The sequence below is a fragment of the Brevibacillus sp. AG genome (genome assembly GCF_028369215.1).
GTDB lineage: Bacteria > Bacillota > Bacilli > Brevibacillales > Brevibacillaceae > Brevibacillus > Brevibacillus porteri.
In genome coordinates this window covers 659,393-677,663 of sequence record NZ_JAQMYO010000001.1, presented here as the reverse complement: position 1 = coordinate 677,663, position 18,271 = coordinate 659,393, and the positions used below count along the sequence as shown (strand labels likewise).

The following is an 18,271-nucleotide window of genomic DNA, read 5'->3' as shown; positions in this document are numbered from 1 at the left end:
CCAACTGGATTTCCGTGGTGTCCATCCTCATTCGTTATCTCTCATTATTCGGAAAAGATTCCAATTAATCAATCTTCAATTCGTTTGAGAAAACGGGGTGGAAAATTATGCTATAATGGTTGGTGCCCGAGTGATTCTTATTATCGGAGTATGTATAAAGTAGCTGAGGTGTAGGAATAGACCCTTTCTGAAAAAACATTTGGAGAGTAAATCCAACGTAAATATCGTCACGGACATTGAAGGAAAAGGGAAGGGGTACCTGTTCATGAATGAAAAAAGCATCCATACACAACGGCTCATATTGATTCCATTTACGCATAGTATAGCGACGAATATTTTGCAAGAAAATTACGAAGAGTTATTGGATATGGGGCTTACATTAGGCAAAGGCTGGCCTGATGAGGATGCGATGGAAACGATACCCAAAATCATCAAAGCACTCGAACTCACAGGTGAACCGACAGGATTTGAATCGTGGATGATCATTACAAAAGATGGCATGAAGATCATCGGGGATGTAGGGTTCAAGGGAGTCCCGAATGCGGAGGGAGAAGTGGACATCGGCTATGGAATTATTGAAGCCGAGCGAAAAAAAGGCTACGCGTACGAGTCGGCTGAAGGCCTAGCGAATTGGGCGTTGTTGCAGCCAGATGTGAAAAAGATTACGGCGAAGTGCTTGCTAGATAACATAGATTCCGCAAAAATATTAGTCAAAATGGGCTTTGCAGAAATAAAGAGAGACGACACCATGATTTACTGGTCTAAGCAGAAGCAATAGCAAGCTAGAATAGAATCAGATATAAAACGAAAAAAAAGGACGCACACATGGCAGTCCTTTTTTTATGGAGAACATCAGTTGCTAGTATTTTTTATGGGTATGTTGTAGATGTGTTTCGTTCCATCTTTATACGTCACTTCGAGTACACCTGATGGAAGGGACGGGCCTTTTGCTTTTACTTTTTTCTTTGTGGAAAACTCTCCTGACTTCGAGTCGATTCGCAACGTAATGGTCGAATGGAAGACCTGAATCGATACGCGTTTGATATCTTTATTGGAGGCTTTCCCTGTCACTTTGAGTTCGTAATACGATTTAGAGAGCTCGCTCGATTCAGACTGTAGCTCGATTTCATCTGGATTGAGGGCCAGCCCTGGAAGAAATTTCGTCTGCATCTTTACGATTTCCTTTTTGCGTTCCTTATCTTCAGGTCCAACGAGGATACGTACGGAAGAATTCAATTGAAAATAGTCTGGCGTAAGATCATCCGGCAGTTCATTTGTTCGGAAATATTCATCTTGCTCAATCGTTCTCCCAGGTTTTAAGGTTCTCTCCTTGATGTCCGGGGTACAGGCAGGTTCGTCTTCAGGGTAGGGAAGCTCCCAAGAGTCTCCAGAGGCATACGCTTCTAGTCGTGTTGTCACACCATAACAATGACCAGTCGTGTATGTGATCGGATTCCGCGAAATATTCGTGACAATCGTATTTACGTGGTACTCTGGGGAGTCGTATTTTGGATTGTCGATTTCAGTAACGGTCGTTTGAAACCGAAGTCCTTCTTTCTTAAATGGTTTCTCAATGAATAGTGTGCCGGTTTCTTTTGCTTCGGCCACGTTTACATGAACGGCGCTAGCAGTCATAACCAGTAAAAGACATACGAGTGATTGGACAATCTTGCGAAACACACAGTTCACCCCTAACGATTCATTTTTTTAAAATGAGCATGGAGGCACCTTTTCCATATATTAACTCTCTTTATAATATTTTTCTATCAAAAAAAGTCGAAATGAAAAGTTTCAAAGGAAAGGTAACCCAAGAGTTCCTTCTTTCGTATTGAAATAAAGGAAAAGATTATTGCTTTTCATTGAACTATACAACGCGTGTCTCTATACTGGAGAGATAAGCATTGGTAAATAATTGTGAGGGATAGCATGCAGAACTGGATGACCCAAATTATTGAACAATATAGTTACTTCGGTATCTTACTCATGATGGCACTGGAAAACATATTTCCACCCATACCTTCTGAGGTGATCTTGACCTTCGGTGGATTTATGACGACGCAATCATCGTTAACGGTTTTTGGTGTAATCTTGTCAGCTACAATCGGTTCGGTGATCGGAGCAATCATGCTTTATGGAATCGGTTATTACCTAGACGTCCAAAAAATAGAGAAGATCGTAGAGAGATGGGGGCATATTCTGCGCATTAAAACGGCAGATATCCATAAAGCGAACGAATGGTTTGACCGATATGGGTACTGGACGATCTTTTTTTGCCGCATGATCCCATTAATCAGAAGCCTGATTTCCGTTCCTGCTGGTATGACCAAAATGAATTTCCCGCTGTTTTTGTTGTTTACAACACTCGGTACGTTTATTTGGAACATCGTCCTAGTGATGGCTGGTCATTTATTGGGGGAATCGTGGGAAGACATTCTGTACTATTTCGATCTATATTCCAATGTCGTTTATGTTGTACTCGCATTTGCGGGGATAGCCTTTCTCATTTTTTTCTTCCGCAAACGAAAAGCAGATGCCTAAAACCTTCAGACCATCTTTCCTTTAGGAAAGGTGGTTTTTCCATTTAGAACCAACAGGTAAACATATTATAAAAAGTTGTAATTTTCTTGCAAATACAAGATGTCGAAATTGCGGTAAGGTGTAGGGAGGGAAGTAGGTGACATGGGCACCGCCCTTATTCTTGAGGCTGGGGGAGATGCAACTTGATCGATTTGTTACTCGTAAACGGCGTAGTCATTACGATGGACAAAGACCGTCGTGTATTACAGGACGGGGCAGTCGCCATCGATAAAGGAAGAATTTTGGAGGTAGGCGACACTCCACTGCTAAAAGACAAGTATCCCGCGCAAAAGGTAGTCGACTGCGCGCATCATTGTATACTGCCAGGCTTCATTGACGCACATGGTCATGGCGGACATTCCTTGTTCAAAACGATTGCGACGGACAATATTAATGACTGGATGCCAATCATGACCAACACATACAAGCACTACGTGACAGACGATTTCTGGTATTACGAGGGAAAGCTGTCAGCACTGGAGCGGCTTAAAGCAGGGATTACGACAGGTGTTAGCGTCTTGGGCTCGATGCCGCGCTCAGATGATCCGATCTTTGCCTTGAATCACGCCAAAGCGTACAACGAGGTCGGTGTTCGCGAAATCGTAGCGACTGGTCCATGTAATCCACCTTGGCCGCATCCCTTCAGCCGCTGGGTCGATGGACAAAAAGTAACGAAGGAAGTCACCTATGAGCAGGTGCTCGCTGGAGCAGAAGCAGTGATCGAAGCCCTGAATCACGCGAATAACGCTAAAACCAGAGCATACATAACTCCATTTGTCATCGTGACCTCTGTCAATCCATCCTATCCGACACCAGCTGACCAATTGTTTGGCTTAACCGATTTCGACCGGTACCAAGCACGGAAAATCAGGGAGATTGCGAAAAAGTACGACACGCGCATCCATTCCGATGCTTTTGGAGGCATGATTCACCTCGCGATTCAAGACAAAGAGTACGCGCTGCTCGGTCCAGACGTACACTTGCAGCATTGTCGGGGAATTTCTTTTGACGAGGCGAAAATTTTGGCCGAAACCGGAACGAATGTGAGTGCTTCTCCTGGTTTTGGTCAAATCAATGCACGCACCCCTATTACGGAATTGCTGGAGATGGGAGCGACTGTTGCGATTACGACAGACGGCACCTCGCCGATGACTCCTTTTGACATGTTCCAGGCCATGCGCAGAATGCAGCTGCTACAACAAGCGGCGCTGCGGGATTATTATTACCTCCCGCCGGGCAAGCTGCTGGAAATGGTAACGATTGATGCGGCACGCTGTGTCGGCTGGGATGACGAGCTGGGGTCGCTTAAGGCTGGTAAAAAAGCGGATGTCATTACCGTAAATATGCATCAGGCCCACTTAAATCCAGAGAACATGCACGTCCATCGTATCGTCTATCAGGCAGTCGGTGGAGATGTGAACCATGTCATTGTCGATGGTGAGCTGATTATGGACGAGCGCCGTGTTTTGACTGTGGATGAAAAGCAAATTCTCAAAGAAGCGAATGAAGAGGCGAATCGCACAATTGAGCGGGCAGGTCTAGAAATCTACATGCAGCCAAGCAAATATTTCTGGGGGCATGCGCGAGCTTATTTGGATGAGAGAAGATTTGATCCGACGAAGTTGTAGGGGAAAAAGGAGTAGGTAAAGAAGACGACGTCTAATGCTGCACATAAAACTTGGATCTCGCATTGAATAGGAGAAGGTGCCCGCCGCCTTCCCTTTTTTATTGGATTATAGTTGACAAAAACGATAGGATTAATCATTATTTATTCATAATCCCCATCGACAAAGTTGGAATAAAAAGAGGTGCAGCCATGTATCTGACTATTGATAATGTTACGAAACATTTCGTGAATCAGCAGAAACAAAAAGTAAAGGTGCTGGATGATATCAATCTGGAAGTGGAAAAGGGCAGCTTCGTTTCTATTGTAGGCCCCTCTGGCTGTGGAAAATCGACGCTGCTCTACTTAATTGCCGGATTGGATCAACCGGACAGCGGTGACATATACGTTGCTGGCAACAAAGTGAATAAGCCCGGCCCCGATAGAGTCGTCGTTTTTCAAGAAGCGGGATTATTTCCATGGCTGACGGTTTTGGAAAATGTTACATACGGGCTCAAGTTGAAGAAAATGTCTACAGCGAAAGCCAACGAAAAGGCGTTGGAAGTACTCAAAATGGTTCATTTAAGCAAGTATGTTCATTCCTATCCCCATCAGCTCTCAGGAGGGATGAAGCAACGTGTAGCCATAGCTCGGGCACTTGTCATGGAACCCGATATTTTGCTGATGGATGAACCGTTCTCGGCGCTGGATGAACAGACGCGGATGGTTCTTCATAAGGAGTTGCTTGAGATTTGGCGGACGACCAAGGTCACGATTTTTTTCGTCACCCATAATATCCGGGAGGCCGTTCAACTTGCGGAGAGGATCGTCGTTTTTGCCACACGCCCCGGAAAAATCAAGGAAATCATTGCGGTTCCTGCCTTGCGCGATGGAGTCATGCCGGACAGTGTGACATTAAACACGGAGCAGAAGGTGCTGTCGATCCTGCAAGAAGAGATAGAAAAGGTGCTGAAGGAGGAAATGGGCAATGACTACAGCTTTAAGACGGGTCATCTTCATCGCTATGATAGCGGCGATATGGGAAGTCACATCTAGATTATCTGGGCTGCCATCTTTCATGTTTCCCAGCTTGACCCAGGTTTTCGAAACACTCGTAAATGGATTGATAAGCGGACAAATTACCGCTGCGATTGGAAAAAGCATGGGACGAATCCTGTTGGGCTTTCTCATTGCCATTATTGTCGGTCTGATATTGGGTTACTTCATTTGGAGGTACAAACTCGTAGAAGATACGCTTGGCTTTGTGGTGACGGCGCTTCAGTCTATCCCGAGCATTGTTTGGTTCCCGCTTGCGATTATTTGGTTTGGCTTAAATGACTTCTCCATTTTGTTCATTGTGACGATCGGGGCGACCTGGACGATGACAGTCAACGCGACCAGCGGTTTTAAAAATGTCCCGCCATTATATCAGCGGGTGGCCAAGACTTACGGTTCGTCTGGCTTTCACTTTGTACGAACAGTCATTCTTCCTGCATCTGTACCGCAGATCATCTCTGGACTTCGAATCGCTTGGGCATTTTCCTGGCGGGCACTCATGGCTGGTGAATTGCTCGGGGGTGGCGGTGGTCTTGGGCAACTGCTCGAGATGGGACGTTCACTTGGACAAATGGATTTGGTGATATCAGTCATGATCATTATTGCGATCATCGGTACCATCGTCGATAATGTTGTCTTTTCACGCATCGAACGCAACGTTCAGATGAAGTGGGGAGTCCATTCATAAAAGAAAAATGGCTAAGGAGTGTGTCGTCACATGCTTAAAAAAGTGTTCAGGACCGTTGTCGCATCCCTATTATTGATAGGGATTGCGAGCGGCTGCTCTACTGGCGGAGCAGCATCCTCTGAGAAGGAAGTAAGGATTGGATATTTCCCAAATCTGACCCATAGTGCCACGATCATCGCGCTGGAGAAAGGCTATTTTAAGGAAGCCTTCGGTGCTGATATGAAGATTCAAACAAAAACGGTCGCCAATGGCGGATTGTTTATGGAAGCAATGGCAACGAAGGCGATTGACGTAGGGACAGTCGGGCCAGGGCCGCTATTGAACTTTTATGTCAAGCATCCTGGGTATCGTTTGATTTCAGGAGCAGTTAATGGTGGAGCTGTGCTCGTCATGAACGGTTCAACCAATATTACGGAACTAAAAGATTTAAAAGGCAAAAAAATCGCGATTCCGGTAATCGGAAGCACGCAGGATGTCATGCTCAGAAAAGCACTGAGTGAGGTTGGTCTGAAACCGACGACGAATGGTGGAGATGTGGAACTGTATGCTGCGGCTCCAGCAGATACGGCAGCATTATTCGTGCAAAAATCCGTCGATGGTGCAGCAACTCAGGAGCCGTGGGGATATGTACTGGAAAATCAGGCCGAAGGAAAATTGCTTCTGGATTGGGATCAATTCGCTTGGGGGAAAGAATCAACCAATACGGTGGTAGCAGCCAGCGATGAATTTCTGAAAAGAGAAGGATTGGCAACCGCCTATCTGCAAGCACATAAAAAAGCAGTCAAATTCATTCAGGAAAATCCCGAAGAAAGCCAAGAACTGATCATCAAGCATTTGAAAAATCTGACTGGCAAAGAGCTGAGCAAAAAAGAAGTGCAGGCAGCCTTTTCCCGTTTGGAAGTAACAACGGAGGTCAATGAAAAAGTTATTCAGGAAATGGCAGATATCAGCCAGGAAGCCGGCTATATTTCCAGTAATAAAATCGACGGCTTGATCGATTTGAAATATTTAGAAGCAGCGAAATAATATCGGGTGAGAAGGATGGAGATTCAGCAGGAGTAACGAGAGGTAGAAAGGAATTAGATGGGAAAGGAGGTCATGCCGCGATGAGACCACATGAACAAGGAAGTAATCAACCGAACGACACCTCATTGGAGACACAGATTCACACGGATTTCCAAAAAGAAATGACGTACGGCGATTATTTACAGCTTGATCAAATCTTGTCGAGTCAACAATGTCAATCCACGCATCATGATGAAATGCTGTTTATTATCATTCATCAGGTGAGTGAGCTATGGATGAAACAAATTTTGCACGAACTGTCAGCAGCATATGAATGCATCTGCAATCATGATCTGGAGCCTGCTTTCAAAATGTTCGCGCGAGTCTCGCGTATCCAGCAGCAATTGATTAAATCGTGGGATGTCCTTTCTACATTGACGCCAGCCGATTACCTCCAGTTCCGTGACAAGCTGGGTCATTCCTCCGGATTTCAATCCTATCAAAACCGATTCATCGAATTTACGCTAGGATATAAGAACCAGCATGTCCTAGCGGTGTATGCACATCAACCAGAGCTTCATTCCCAAATGAGTACGGCCTTGCAGCAGCCCAGCATTTATGATGCGGCGATCAGGGAGATGGCTGCTCGTGGCTTGCCGATTGATCCGGAATGTTTGAATCGCGATTGGTCACAACCATATCAACCAAATCAGACTGTAGAGCATGCCTGGCTGACCGTGTATCGAAATGTGAACCAGTATTGGGATCTGTACGAGTTGGCAGAAAAGCTGGTGGATATCGCCAGCCAGCAACAACAATGGCGTTTTAACCATATGACGACAGTCGAACGCATCATAGGCCAAAAGCCGGGAACAGGAGGGTCATCAGGCGTCATGTACTTACGCAGAGCACTCGATCACCGTTTTTTCCCGGAGCTTTGGAGCTTGCGGACGCTGTTGTAAAAAAACTCTTCAAAAAAAGCGAGAAAAGCGTCTTGGGGACCCAGGGCGCTTTTTAGCATGTAGTACTCTTTTCACATCTTTTCACATATCTTTCCTAATATTGGGTACAAATACCCTTCTTTTCCTAACAAACATATGTTTTCATTTTTAGTGGTATACATATATTTCAAGAACAACCAGAAATGGAGTGGGCATTTGGATGGAAACAATGAAACCACCTATGGAAGTGTTATATGCAAAACAGCTGAATGCGCTGCGTTCCCATGATACAGGGACAAAACCTCCCAATTGGCTGATGTCGCCAAGAGCTGTGCGCGATTTTATTTTAGGAACGGATGAACCTCTCTCTTATGAGGGCGAAAGTATACCGATTACGAAGAAGTTCTATGGAGACGATGTGCTTATTGAGCGTGCGATCGTCACGTTGGCAGGCAATCGCGGCTTGATGCTCGTCGGTGAACCAGGAACGGCAAAGACGATGCTGTCTGAGCTGCTGTCTGCGGCCATCTCCGGTACGAGCACGAATACGATCCAAGGCACCGCTGGCACGACAGAGGATATGATCAAATACTCTTGGAACTACGCGATGCTGCTGGACAAAGGTCCTTCGCTGCAAGCGCTGGTTCCTTCGCCGCTATACACCGGTATGAGCAAAGGGATTATTACGCGATTCGAAGAAATTACCCGTTGTCCGTTTGAGGTTCAAGACGTGTTGATTAGTATTTTGAGCGACAAGGTGATGAACATTCCCGAGCTATCAGACGGCATCCTGTTTGCCAAGCCCGGTTTTAATATCATTGCAACAGCGAACTTGAGGGACAAAGGCGTCAATGAAATGAGCAGCGCGCTCAAACGTCGTTTTAACTTCGAGACGATCGCGCCGATTAATCATGTGAAAATGGAAGCACAAATTATCGAATCTCAAGCAAAAGTAATTCTGGAGCAAAGTGGCGTAAACATCGAAATCGATCGGGATGTGGTTGAGATATTGGCGACGACCTTCATGGAACTGCGTATGGGCGAGACCAAGGAAGGATTCAAAATCGATTCCCCTCAATCCGTGATGAGTACAGCCGAAGCCGTCTCCGTCTATGTCCAAAGTGCAATGACGTCCCATTACTATGATGGCAGGCCCATTTCCATGGATCGACTGGTACAGAACATGCTGGGAGCGGTCGTCAAGGAAAACCAAAAGGACGCAAATATCCTGAAAACCTACTTTACCAAAGTGGTCAAAGAACGGGCAAAGGAAGAGGGTCTATGGGGAACTTATTACAGCGAGAAGAAATGGATCAAATAAACGGTCAAGACCGCTTCATAAAATCATTCGTCGAAGAAGAGGTCTACAACCTCAGCAAACAGGTCGTCTATTTCCCGGTTCGTCATCATAGTCCTGCCTGCTCGTTTCATTTGAAAAAAACGATCGAAGAGTATCAACCGGAAATCATTCTGATTGAAGGCCCGGACCATAGTAATCATATCATTCCGATCTTGACGGATGAACGGACGAAACCTCCTGTGAGCATTTATTACGCGTACGCCTCAGGGGAGCAAAAATACGTCTGTTACTTTCCGTTTCTTCTGTATTCGCCGGAATATGTAGCCTTGGTTGAAGCAAAACGCCGTCAGATACCTGCTGCTTTCATTGATCTAAGCTACGGAAGTCGCCTGGAAAGCTTGGAAGACGGCCATGATTTGAAAAAGAAGAATGAAAAGCTGTCCTATCACGATGAGCGCATGCTGGCAGGCTCGCAGTTTATTCAGCGATTGTGCCAGACGATGAAATGCCGGAACTTCGATGAGCTGTGGGAAAAAGTTTTTGAGATTGATGGTATCCGCAAACAGACGCAGGATTTCGTCAAGGATGTCTTTGCCTACTGCTACCTGTCTCGAAAATGCTATGATGACGCTACTTTGGAAGCGGAAGGCGATTTCATTCGCGAGGCGCACATGCGTCAAAAAATTGCAGAGGCAAAGCAAAAGCATGCGAGAATTCTCGTGGTTACCGGGGGATTTCATACATACGGACTCATCGAGGAGCGCAAGACTTCCTACAAGATACAAAAGGTGCAGGAAGAAAAAATATATCCGATGGTGTACACGTACCAGGAAGCGGATCAGTTGAATGGATACGCAAGCGGGATGCCGTACGTTCACTACTACGAGAGTGTGTGGAAGGCACTGGAGAAGAAGGAGCGTGCTCCCTTCTCGAAAAGCGCCTTGGTGTACCTCCCGCAACTGCTTAAAAGGCTACGTGATAAAGGAGAAACGACGTCGACTGCGGATGCGATTGAAGCGTACAGCCTCATGAACGGCATGGCAGTCATGCGGGAAAAGGCTGAGGGCGGCGCCTATGAGTTGATCGATTCCGTTCTCTCTGCTTTTACAAAAGGCGAGCGCTCGATTGCAACCTCACAGCCGATCGAGACATTGCGAGAGCTGTTGACAGGAGATGGAATTGGTGAGGTTGCTCCAAATTCACTGGATGTGCCTATCGTTCGCGATTGCAAAGACAGATGTAAATCACTAAAGCTCGCGATCACGACAACAGGGCGCAATCAGAAGGTGCTAGAGCTGTATGCCAAGAAGTCACATCGCGAAGCCAGCCAGTTTTTTCACTGCATGCAGTTCTTGGGTACAGAATTTTGCGCGAAAGAATCCGGACCAGACTGGATGAACAATCGAAATGTCAATCTTGTCCGAGAAATATGGCGCTACAGCTATTCCTCCTTCGTCGAAGCCCGTCTGATCGAAAGCTCGGTCTATGGCGGGACTGTGAAGGAGGCAGCTGCGCAAAAGCTAGCCGATATGGTAAAAGAAATGCCGCAGCACCAGAGCCATGAGCTGGCAAAATGGCTTATGATGGCGGTCGTCATGGGATTGGAAGAGTTGTCGGAAAGGCTCTTTGAATCTGTAGAAGGGTCCGTTAGGCAGGATGGACATTTTCTCTCTCTTTGCAAAACATTGAAGACACTCACGATTCTTTTGGAGCAAAAAAGGTTGTTCGGTCTTATCGAGACAGAACGGCTGGAGAACTTGGTGGAAGAAGTATATTACCAGGCTGTGACCAAAATCGTCGAGCAGGGAAACCCGAACCCCAACGAACTGGATGAGTTGGCCGATCAGCTCAAATTCCTGTACATGCTGAGTGAAAAGAGACAGGCGGATGACTCCCAAGAGGTATTCAGTGATCAACTGCTGGAATTGCTGCGTAACGACAAGCTCCCCGCGAAACTGGAGGGGGTGGTGGTCGCAATCTTGTGCAATCTCGAAGTGATAGAACGCGCAGAAATCTCCAGACGTGCGCGTGCCTATATGTTCGGCTCGCCTGAGCAAATGCTGCATACCGCCGCGTATTTACATGGCGTTTTTATCGTGGCTCGTGACTACCTCTTTCATCAAGAAGAAATATTGCGCGATCTGCATCAGATGATTACATCCTTGGCCTACGACGACTTTTTGCAAGTGGTGCCTGAACTGCGATTAGCGTTTACATATTTTAGCCCAATGGAAATTAGTATGCTCTCGGAAAAAGTGGCAACTCTCTTCCAAACGACGGTGGAACAAGTCACGAATCCAGTCATCGATGAGCGTACCTTGCGTGATGCCCGCATGCTCGATGAAGCGATCAAGGAGGAGTTTGCCAAATGGAACCTGATTTGAGCCGCGAAGCCTTGAACCGCTGGCGGTTGTTATTGGGCTCTCATGCCGAGGAATCATTGGAAGGCAGCGGGGTCTATCAATCATCCGAGTTTTCCTATCAGGAACTGGACTCGATTCTTGAATTTTTATACAACCGTGAATACGGCGAAGAGCAAGGCTATCGAAAAGAAGGTGGCCGGGGAGATTCGGCATTGACGGTTCCCGTCTGGTTGAATAAAATCCGCAAGCTGTTTCCCAAAAAGACGGTAGAAATCCTCGAGCGGCAAGCTCTGGACCGCTATAACATGAAAGAGCTGTTGACAGACAAAAAAGTGTTGGAAAGCATGGAGCCCAACATGACCCTCTTGAAAAACATCCTCCAATTTAAAGGCAGGATGAAAGGAGAGGTCGTGAAAAGTGCAAAGGAAATTGTACGCAAGGTCGTAGACGATCTGCGGCGTCAGCTGGAAAATGAGGTGCAGACCAGCATTGTCGGCAAACGCAATCGCCACAAACGCGGCTATACGAAGTCGATGAAAAATCTGGATGTGCATAAAACGATTCGCAAAAATTTGAAAAACTACGATCGCAAAAAAAGCCGTTTTATCATCGATGAGCTGTATTTCCACAGCAATATCCAGCATCACAACAAATGGAACATCGTCATTGTCGTGGACGAGAGCGGCAGTATGATGGACTCTGTGATTTACAGCTCCGTTATGGCAAGTATTTTTTACAAGCTCGCTGCCTTGAAGACGCATTTGGTTATTTTTGATACAAAGGTCGTAGATTTGAGCGATAGACTGGATGATCCGGTCGATGTGCTGATGAGTGTGCAACTTGGTGGGGGGACTCATATTGCCCAAGCGCTCAAATACGGAAGAACACTGCTCGAAAATCCATCGAAAACGATATTTATCCTCGTCAGCGATTTGGAGGAGGGCTATCCGATCAAGGAAATGTATCGCCAAAGCAAGGAAATTATAGACGCGGGCTGCAAGTTTTTAGTGCTGACGGCTTTAGATTTCGAGGGCAACGCTACGTACAACCAGCATGCTGCAAGGGTATTGAGCGATATGGGAGCAAATGTCGCCGCGATCACGCCTGATGAGCTCGCGCAGTGGATTGGTAAGGTTATCAAATAGAGAGAAGGAGGAGTAAGGAATGGTTTTACGAAAGACAGATCTGAATCCGGTTACGAAGAAATTTGTGGAGGAATTTATCAGTGCAAGTGATCGAAACAAGCATTTGTACGATCAAGTCGCTGATTACGTTGCAGGTGACACAGACGAATGCCCGGCAATCGCAGAGGACCCGCGGTTTTACAGCTATACGGTTCGATCCGAATTTGACAAGCTAAAAAAACGCGGAGAAGAGCTGGCTTTCTATCGAGCAGCTGTGCTGATCTACAAGGCAAGCAACCGTTTTTACGATAAGAAAAATGTGATGGATGAATGCTTCCTGGACCAGATCGAACTGCAAGGTATGAAGGAAATCAATGATGCTGACATCCGTGCAAAAGATCAGAAGGCATTGGAGGCCATGAGAAAAACGGTCGAGCATTTCGGGCATGCGTTATTTGGCGAATTTTTGTTAAAAGCTGCGGAGGATTATCGCGCAAGCATCAGCCGTGATTACTCCTCGACATTTGATCGGGCCGAATTTTTGCTATTCATTTCGTATGCGTACACGATTTCTCCGAGCTTATTGGAAGAAGCAAAAGAAAAGCTGATGCCGATCTATTATTACCTGGTTACAGGTGATACGCGCGAATATATAAAAGAGCTGCATACCATTGCCAAAGAAGTCGTGACCATGCAGTTTTCGAGCAACAATTTGCTAACCAACGAGTCGTTGTATCCTTCATACGTCAAAGAGAAAAAGGCTGCACTGCGAGATAAGTATTATCCAGGAGAGCAGGTCAAGGAAGGCTCCCTTTTGAACCAGAAACATTTGAAACGTTATATGGAGCTAGTCATCAGCTTGCTGTACTTCCGCATTCACGTCAAAGGCGGGATCAGTGCATTCCTGAAGAAGGAAGAGGAGATGGATCGGGAGCTGCACAACACCTTGCAAATCCTTTTTGACATGTTCCCGCTTGATATCTTGTCCGAAGATAAGAGACTGTTTGGACTCGTACACATGGATGAGCCTTACGATCTACTGCTGGGCCTGCGCGAGCATTTGCTATCCCCGCCGACAAATTGGGAGCAAGTGAAGCAGCTGGTGCAAGAAGACGTAACGAGATCAAGACGAGCGCTTGAGCTTGCTTCGATCCCAATGGTCAAAGGATTTTTACACAAAACGCTGGCGGCAGAAGGTGTGGATCTCTCCGATTTCCAGCCTTCTTTGGAAGGGATTATTCAAGACGCGCTGCGTCGTGCGAAGGGCTCGACAAAGCTGGCGAACTATTTGGATGACAAAGCTGTCCTAGAGGATGTGCTCGAGCATGTGCATCTGGAGGACTTACAACTTGTAAGGCAGCAGATGATCCTGCTGAGCTTCTTGCCTGTGGACCATTCGTTTATTGCGCGTTTGATTCCGTTCATGTGCCAATACAATGACAAGTCCAATCGCAGAGTAGGCCATATGTGCTTCGCTCATGCGTTCCAGGATCGATTGACCGGTATCATCGATCATTACCAGAAGGACGAAGCTGTAGATATCCAGACACTTTTCTACCAGATTTTGTCGATCAAGGAGACGCACTATTATTACACAGACGTCAATGAAGAGGTGTATCGTTCGTTGGTCGTAGCGAATCCGGAAATGAGTCTGGCTCATTTTGACAAGCTGGATACAGAGCTTCGCGTGTTTGTGATGCAGACCCTATTAGCGGCAAAGGAGAAGCTGTCAGAGGAATTGCGCAACCAAGCGATTCTGCTCGGATTGGGTGACAGCTCGAAGAAAGTGAGCAGCTTTGCTGGTGCAGCGTTTCTTCAGGCCAAAGACAAGGAACTTTATTTGCACGTCTATCAAACCGAGAAAAAAGCAAAGGTCAAGGAAATGGCGCTTGATGCGATTCGCTCCTTGGACAATAACAAGGAAATTTTCCAAGAGATGTTGACAACAGAAAAGAGCAGCAAATTTAAAACGCTGCTACAAACATTTATCGACGCCGAGGAGCAAGGGCCAGATGCGAGCTTGACCCATTTAGGCAACCTGACCGACAAGCGCAAGCTCACACGAATTAAATGGATGCCACTGGAGCGCATGCCAGTCCTTCGCGACCAAGACGGCAACGAGCTGGGTCAGGAAGTAATGGAGTACATGCTAACCGCTTCGATCGATTTCCCGACAGCGCCAAACCAGTTGGTACTTGACTTGAAACCGTCTCTGCAAGCGGCATCTGTTGCTGACTTTACCGTAGAAGTTTTGCGCACATGGCTCGATAATGGAGCAGTCGCCAAAGAAAAATGGGTCATGCCGCTCTGCGTCGCTTTCGGAGATCGACGTATAGTCGATACCATTGGTCAGATGATCAAGGATTGGACAGATCACTCTCGCGGTGCCTTGGCTGCGGATGGTGTGCGTGCTCTGTCGTTCTCGAATGATTTGACGGCGCTGCGTCTAATTGACCAGATCAAGCGTACGATCAAAAACAGGCAAGTCAAATCAGCAGCAGAAGAGGCGCTGTCCATGGCGGCTGCGAATCAGAACATTTCCGCGATGGAACTGGAAGACCGACTGGTTACCACGCTCGGCTTCGATGCGTCCGGCAAGCAAGTGTTTGACTACGGGGACCGCACCTTCACGGTCAAAGTCAGCAACGAGCTGGAGCTGGAAGTCACGAACGACAGCACAGGAAAAGCAGTCAAAAATCTGCCTGCACCGTCCGCGAAAGACGATCAGGAGAAGGCAGAACAAGCACGTTTGACTTTTGCTCAATTGAAAAAAGACCTAAAAAATATGGTGAAAGTGCAATCTCTTCGTCTGGAGGAGTCCCTGTCCAAATCGCGTTATTGGTCAACGGCAGCATGGAAACGTCTCTTTGTGGAGAACGTGTTGATGCAAAAATTCGCAATCGGGCTCATCTGGGGTGTATACGAGGATGGTAAGCTCGTAGATACGTTCCGCTATATGGACGATGGGACATTTAACACCGTGGACGAGGATGAGTATGAGTTGGCAGATGAGCAGCTCATTGGTTTGATTCACCCACTGGAGCTGGACGAAGAGATGTTGAACGGCTGGCGTACTCAGCTGGAAGATTACGAAATTACCCAACCATTCGAGCAGTTGAATCGTGAAGCGTTCCTGCCTACGGAAGAAGAAATAAAAGCCAATGAATTACTCCGCCTACCTGTTGAATCATATTCACCTACCGCTTTTGCGAAAATGATGGAGAAATTCGGCTGGGTCAAAGGTACGCCGCTCGATGCCGGTTATTATTATGAGTTTTACAAACTGTATGACGGAATGGTGGCTGAGCTGAAAATCAGCGGGGCGAGCATTTCGTATTGGGAGGGCATGGAGGATGTGAAGCTGGAAGCGTTGGCTTTCTTTCCGAATAAAGATGCCGAGTACAAGCATTTTTACTTCAAGCCAGTGGATCGACTGAAGCTCACCGATATTCCAACACGCATTTTCAGCGAAACCGTCTATGATGTCATGCGAGCAGCAGGAAAATAACGATGGCGGATTTTACATCAGAATTTCATCGGTTTATCGCGCTGTGCAACGAAGAGTATCTGATCAAATACGCGAATAAAGGAATTTACAATCGTTCCATCAAGGAAATGGAAAAAGGAATGAACGTTTCCTACGAGTTCGGGGACGATTACGTCGAGTGTGCGCTGTCAGATGACAGCGTATGCCGACTTCATGCAGATATTAATCGTTTTTCCTGCTCATGTCCATCTGACAAGATATGCAAGCATGTCATCATCTCCATCGTCTACTATGCCCAAAACCATTTGCAAGCAGGAGCAGAGACCGCGGAAGAGCTGGAGACCTACAAGCCTGACTTTAGCTGGCTCTTGCAATTGCAGCCGACTCACATTAGCAAGGCTTTTACCCCAGCGCAGTTGGAAGAAGTGTTGTTTCGCCTCGACTATTTCGAGGAAATGGAGATCGTTGAAACATCCTTTTTAACCATGACATTGCGCACCCAAGATATATCCGTATCTTTTGACAGTGAATCGGAGATCGGGAAAAGCATGTGCACCTGCAAGGCGAAAGGTAATTGCTTGCACAAGCTGGAGGTCATTTTACGCTATCGGGCCATGCATCAGCTACAGGATCGTGAGCAGTTACAAGCATCCGTAACCGATGTCAGCTACGAAACTGATGTCGTAGCGGAAGCCAAATCGCTGATCGCAGAGATTCTTGGCATCGGCTTGGCGAAGCTATCCCAGACGATTTGTACACGGCTGGAGCTGCTTGCTATTGCTGCGCATAACGGCAATCTTCCCCGCGTGGAAAAGGACATTCGCGGCATTCATGGGGAGCTGAACTTATTTTTTCAGCGCCATGTCAAGTTTTCAACGGAAGCGCTGCTCGATCGACTTTCCCGGGTGTATCTTAGTTTGATTGCTCTAGAGAAGATCGATCACACCGAAGCGAAAAAGCAGCTGCTCGGCAGCTTCAAAAGTAAGTACCATATGGTTCCGCAGTTAAGTTTGTATGCTTTGGGAGCAAATCCATGGGAGACGCGGTCAGGGTACAAGGGGATTACGTATTACTTTTATTCGCTCTCTGATCAGCGCATCTACACGTATACAGAAGCGCGCCCCGTGTATTATGAAGGCATATCCTTTTCCTTTAAGGACAGTTATAAAGGCAAGGTACCCTGGGGCGAGTTGATCTCGATGGAGGAGCTCTCTCATTCACAGGTCATCCTGACACAGGCGAAGACGAATCGGGAGCAGCGCTTGTCTTCCAGCGAGGATACACGGCTAACCATCGTTCCTAGGGACAATATCGAAGAGTTGGATCTCGGCAAGGTGCTCGTTGGCGACTGGTCAAGTGACTGGAAGGACACGGCAGGCGATATGTTTGAGACTGCGTTGGACTCGGTTTTTATATTGAAAGCGAACAAGTTCAATCAAGTCGAATTCGATCAGAAGACACAGCAGTTGCTTCTGACGATCGAAGACGAGCAATGTCATTCCCTCCAATTGAGCATCTCTTATCAGGGGGAATTCGCCCGCAATATACGTCATCTCGAACAAAACAAGCGGCTGCTAGAGTTGCGCGATGTGTATTTGCTTGTGCAAAAAATAGGAGATGGGCTTTATCCGATTAGCATCATGCAGGGCAAATCGCTGACGAGCTTTAAGTTAGACCTATAACGGTGAGGGAGTGGACGTAAAATCATGGAGGAGTTATATTCCTTTACCGAAAACCTGACTGATTGGCAGGAACGCTTGTTACTCAAAGGAATCCATAAGTTTGACAGGCAAGATTTGCAGGAGCTGAAAAAGCTGCAAGAACTCGCGACCGAATACGATATGAGCTTCCTCGCCTCATTGATCGAAGACCTACAAGTGGAAGGCAATCGCTATTTGCAGGAAGTAAAAGCGGATGCGGAGTTGTTAACGCAGCAGTATTTGTATGTGGTGCAGTACGTCAATATGATGAAAAAGCCTATGACTCGATCATTGTAATTCGGGTGTAGGATAAGGAGAGAGATTCTTGAAGAGTCTCTCTTTTTTCTATGGTCTAAACTAATTTGACGATGAGAATTATTATCAATAAAATAGTAGAAAAGAGAGGAATGGGCCACCAGAAGGAAAT

General features: G+C 46.6%; 14 protein-coding genes. 13 read left to right on the top strand and 1 reads right to left on the bottom strand.

What is annotated here, in order from left to right; genetic code table 11:
* The first annotated feature begins 265 nt into the window (after positions 1-265).
* Positions 266-778: a GNAT family N-acetyltransferase gene (locus POF51_RS02890; protein ID WP_069845166.1), complete on the top strand. Its 513-nt coding sequence runs from the start codon at positions 266-268 to the stop codon at positions 776-778.
* A 74-nt stretch (positions 779-852) separates the two neighbouring features.
* Here the strand turns inward: POF51_RS02890 and POF51_RS02885 are convergent, their stop codons facing one another.
* Positions 853-1,680, bottom strand: coding sequence for a hypothetical protein (locus POF51_RS02885; RefSeq protein ID WP_069845165.1), 828 nt, complete (start codon positions 1,678-1,680; stop codon positions 853-855).
* A 246-nt stretch (positions 1,681-1,926) separates the two neighbouring features.
* Here POF51_RS02885 and POF51_RS02880 point away from each other — a divergent pair, with 246 nt between their 5' ends.
* From POF51_RS02880 to POF51_RS02825, 12 genes are all read left to right on the top strand, one after another.
* The gene (locus tag POF51_RS02880) at positions 1,927-2,538 is read left to right on the top strand and encodes a DedA family protein (RefSeq protein ID WP_017248330.1); all 612 of its coding nucleotides are present in this window, start codon (positions 1,927-1,929) and stop codon (positions 2,536-2,538) included.
* A 182-nt stretch (positions 2,539-2,720) separates the two neighbouring features.
* The gene (locus POF51_RS02875; protein ID WP_271753730.1) at positions 2,721-4,205 is read left to right on the top strand and encodes an amidohydrolase family protein; all 1,485 of its coding nucleotides are present in this window, start codon (positions 2,721-2,723) and stop codon (positions 4,203-4,205) included.
* A gap of 188 nt (positions 4,206-4,393) precedes the next feature.
* Positions 4,394-5,236, top strand: a complete 843-nt coding sequence (locus POF51_RS02870) for an ABC transporter ATP-binding protein (protein ID WP_069845164.1) — start codon at positions 4,394-4,396, stop codon at positions 5,234-5,236.
* On the top strand, positions 5,169-5,924 hold the full coding sequence (locus tag POF51_RS02865; RefSeq protein WP_020477521.1) for an ABC transporter permease: 756 nt from the start codon (positions 5,169-5,171) through the stop codon (positions 5,922-5,924). Before POF51_RS02870 ends, POF51_RS02865 begins: the two co-directional genes overlap by 68 nt.
* A gap of 30 nt (positions 5,925-5,954) precedes the next feature.
* Positions 5,955-6,950, top strand: a complete 996-nt coding sequence (locus tag POF51_RS02860) for an aliphatic sulfonate ABC transporter substrate-binding protein (protein ID WP_069845163.1) — start codon at positions 5,955-5,957, stop codon at positions 6,948-6,950.
* Between the two features lie 80 nt (positions 6,951-7,030).
* Positions 7,031-7,891: a tryptophan 2,3-dioxygenase gene (kynA, locus tag POF51_RS02855; RefSeq protein ID WP_069845162.1), complete on the top strand. Its 861-nt coding sequence runs from the start codon at positions 7,031-7,033 to the stop codon at positions 7,889-7,891.
* A 199-nt stretch (positions 7,892-8,090) separates the two neighbouring features.
* Positions 8,091-9,191, top strand: coding sequence for an ATP-binding protein (locus POF51_RS02850; RefSeq protein WP_170831554.1), 1,101 nt, complete (start codon positions 8,091-8,093; stop codon positions 9,189-9,191).
* Entirely contained in the window at positions 9,152-11,554 is a 2,403-nt protein-coding gene (locus POF51_RS02845; RefSeq protein ID WP_069845160.1) for a DUF5682 family protein, read from the top strand. The genes POF51_RS02850 and POF51_RS02845 overlap by 40 nt, the downstream gene beginning before the upstream one ends.
* Positions 11,539-12,678 (top strand): VWA domain-containing protein, encoded by a 1,140-nt coding sequence (locus POF51_RS02840; protein WP_017248338.1) that lies wholly within the window; start codon positions 11,539-11,541, stop codon positions 12,676-12,678. Before POF51_RS02845 ends, POF51_RS02840 begins: the two co-directional genes overlap by 16 nt.
* Before the next feature lie 19 nt (positions 12,679-12,697).
* Positions 12,698-16,165, top strand: a complete 3,468-nt coding sequence (locus tag POF51_RS02835; protein WP_271753721.1) for a DUF4132 domain-containing protein — start codon at positions 12,698-12,700, stop codon at positions 16,163-16,165.
* Positions 16,166-16,167: 2 nt separating this feature from the next.
* Positions 16,168-17,826, top strand: a complete 1,659-nt coding sequence (locus tag POF51_RS02830; protein WP_069845158.1) for a hypothetical protein — start codon at positions 16,168-16,170, stop codon at positions 17,824-17,826.
* A gap of 24 nt (positions 17,827-17,850) precedes the next feature.
* The gene (locus POF51_RS02825; RefSeq protein ID WP_017248341.1) at positions 17,851-18,141 is read left to right on the top strand and encodes a hypothetical protein; all 291 of its coding nucleotides are present in this window, start codon (positions 17,851-17,853) and stop codon (positions 18,139-18,141) included.
* Positions 18,142-18,271 lie beyond the last annotated feature (130 nt).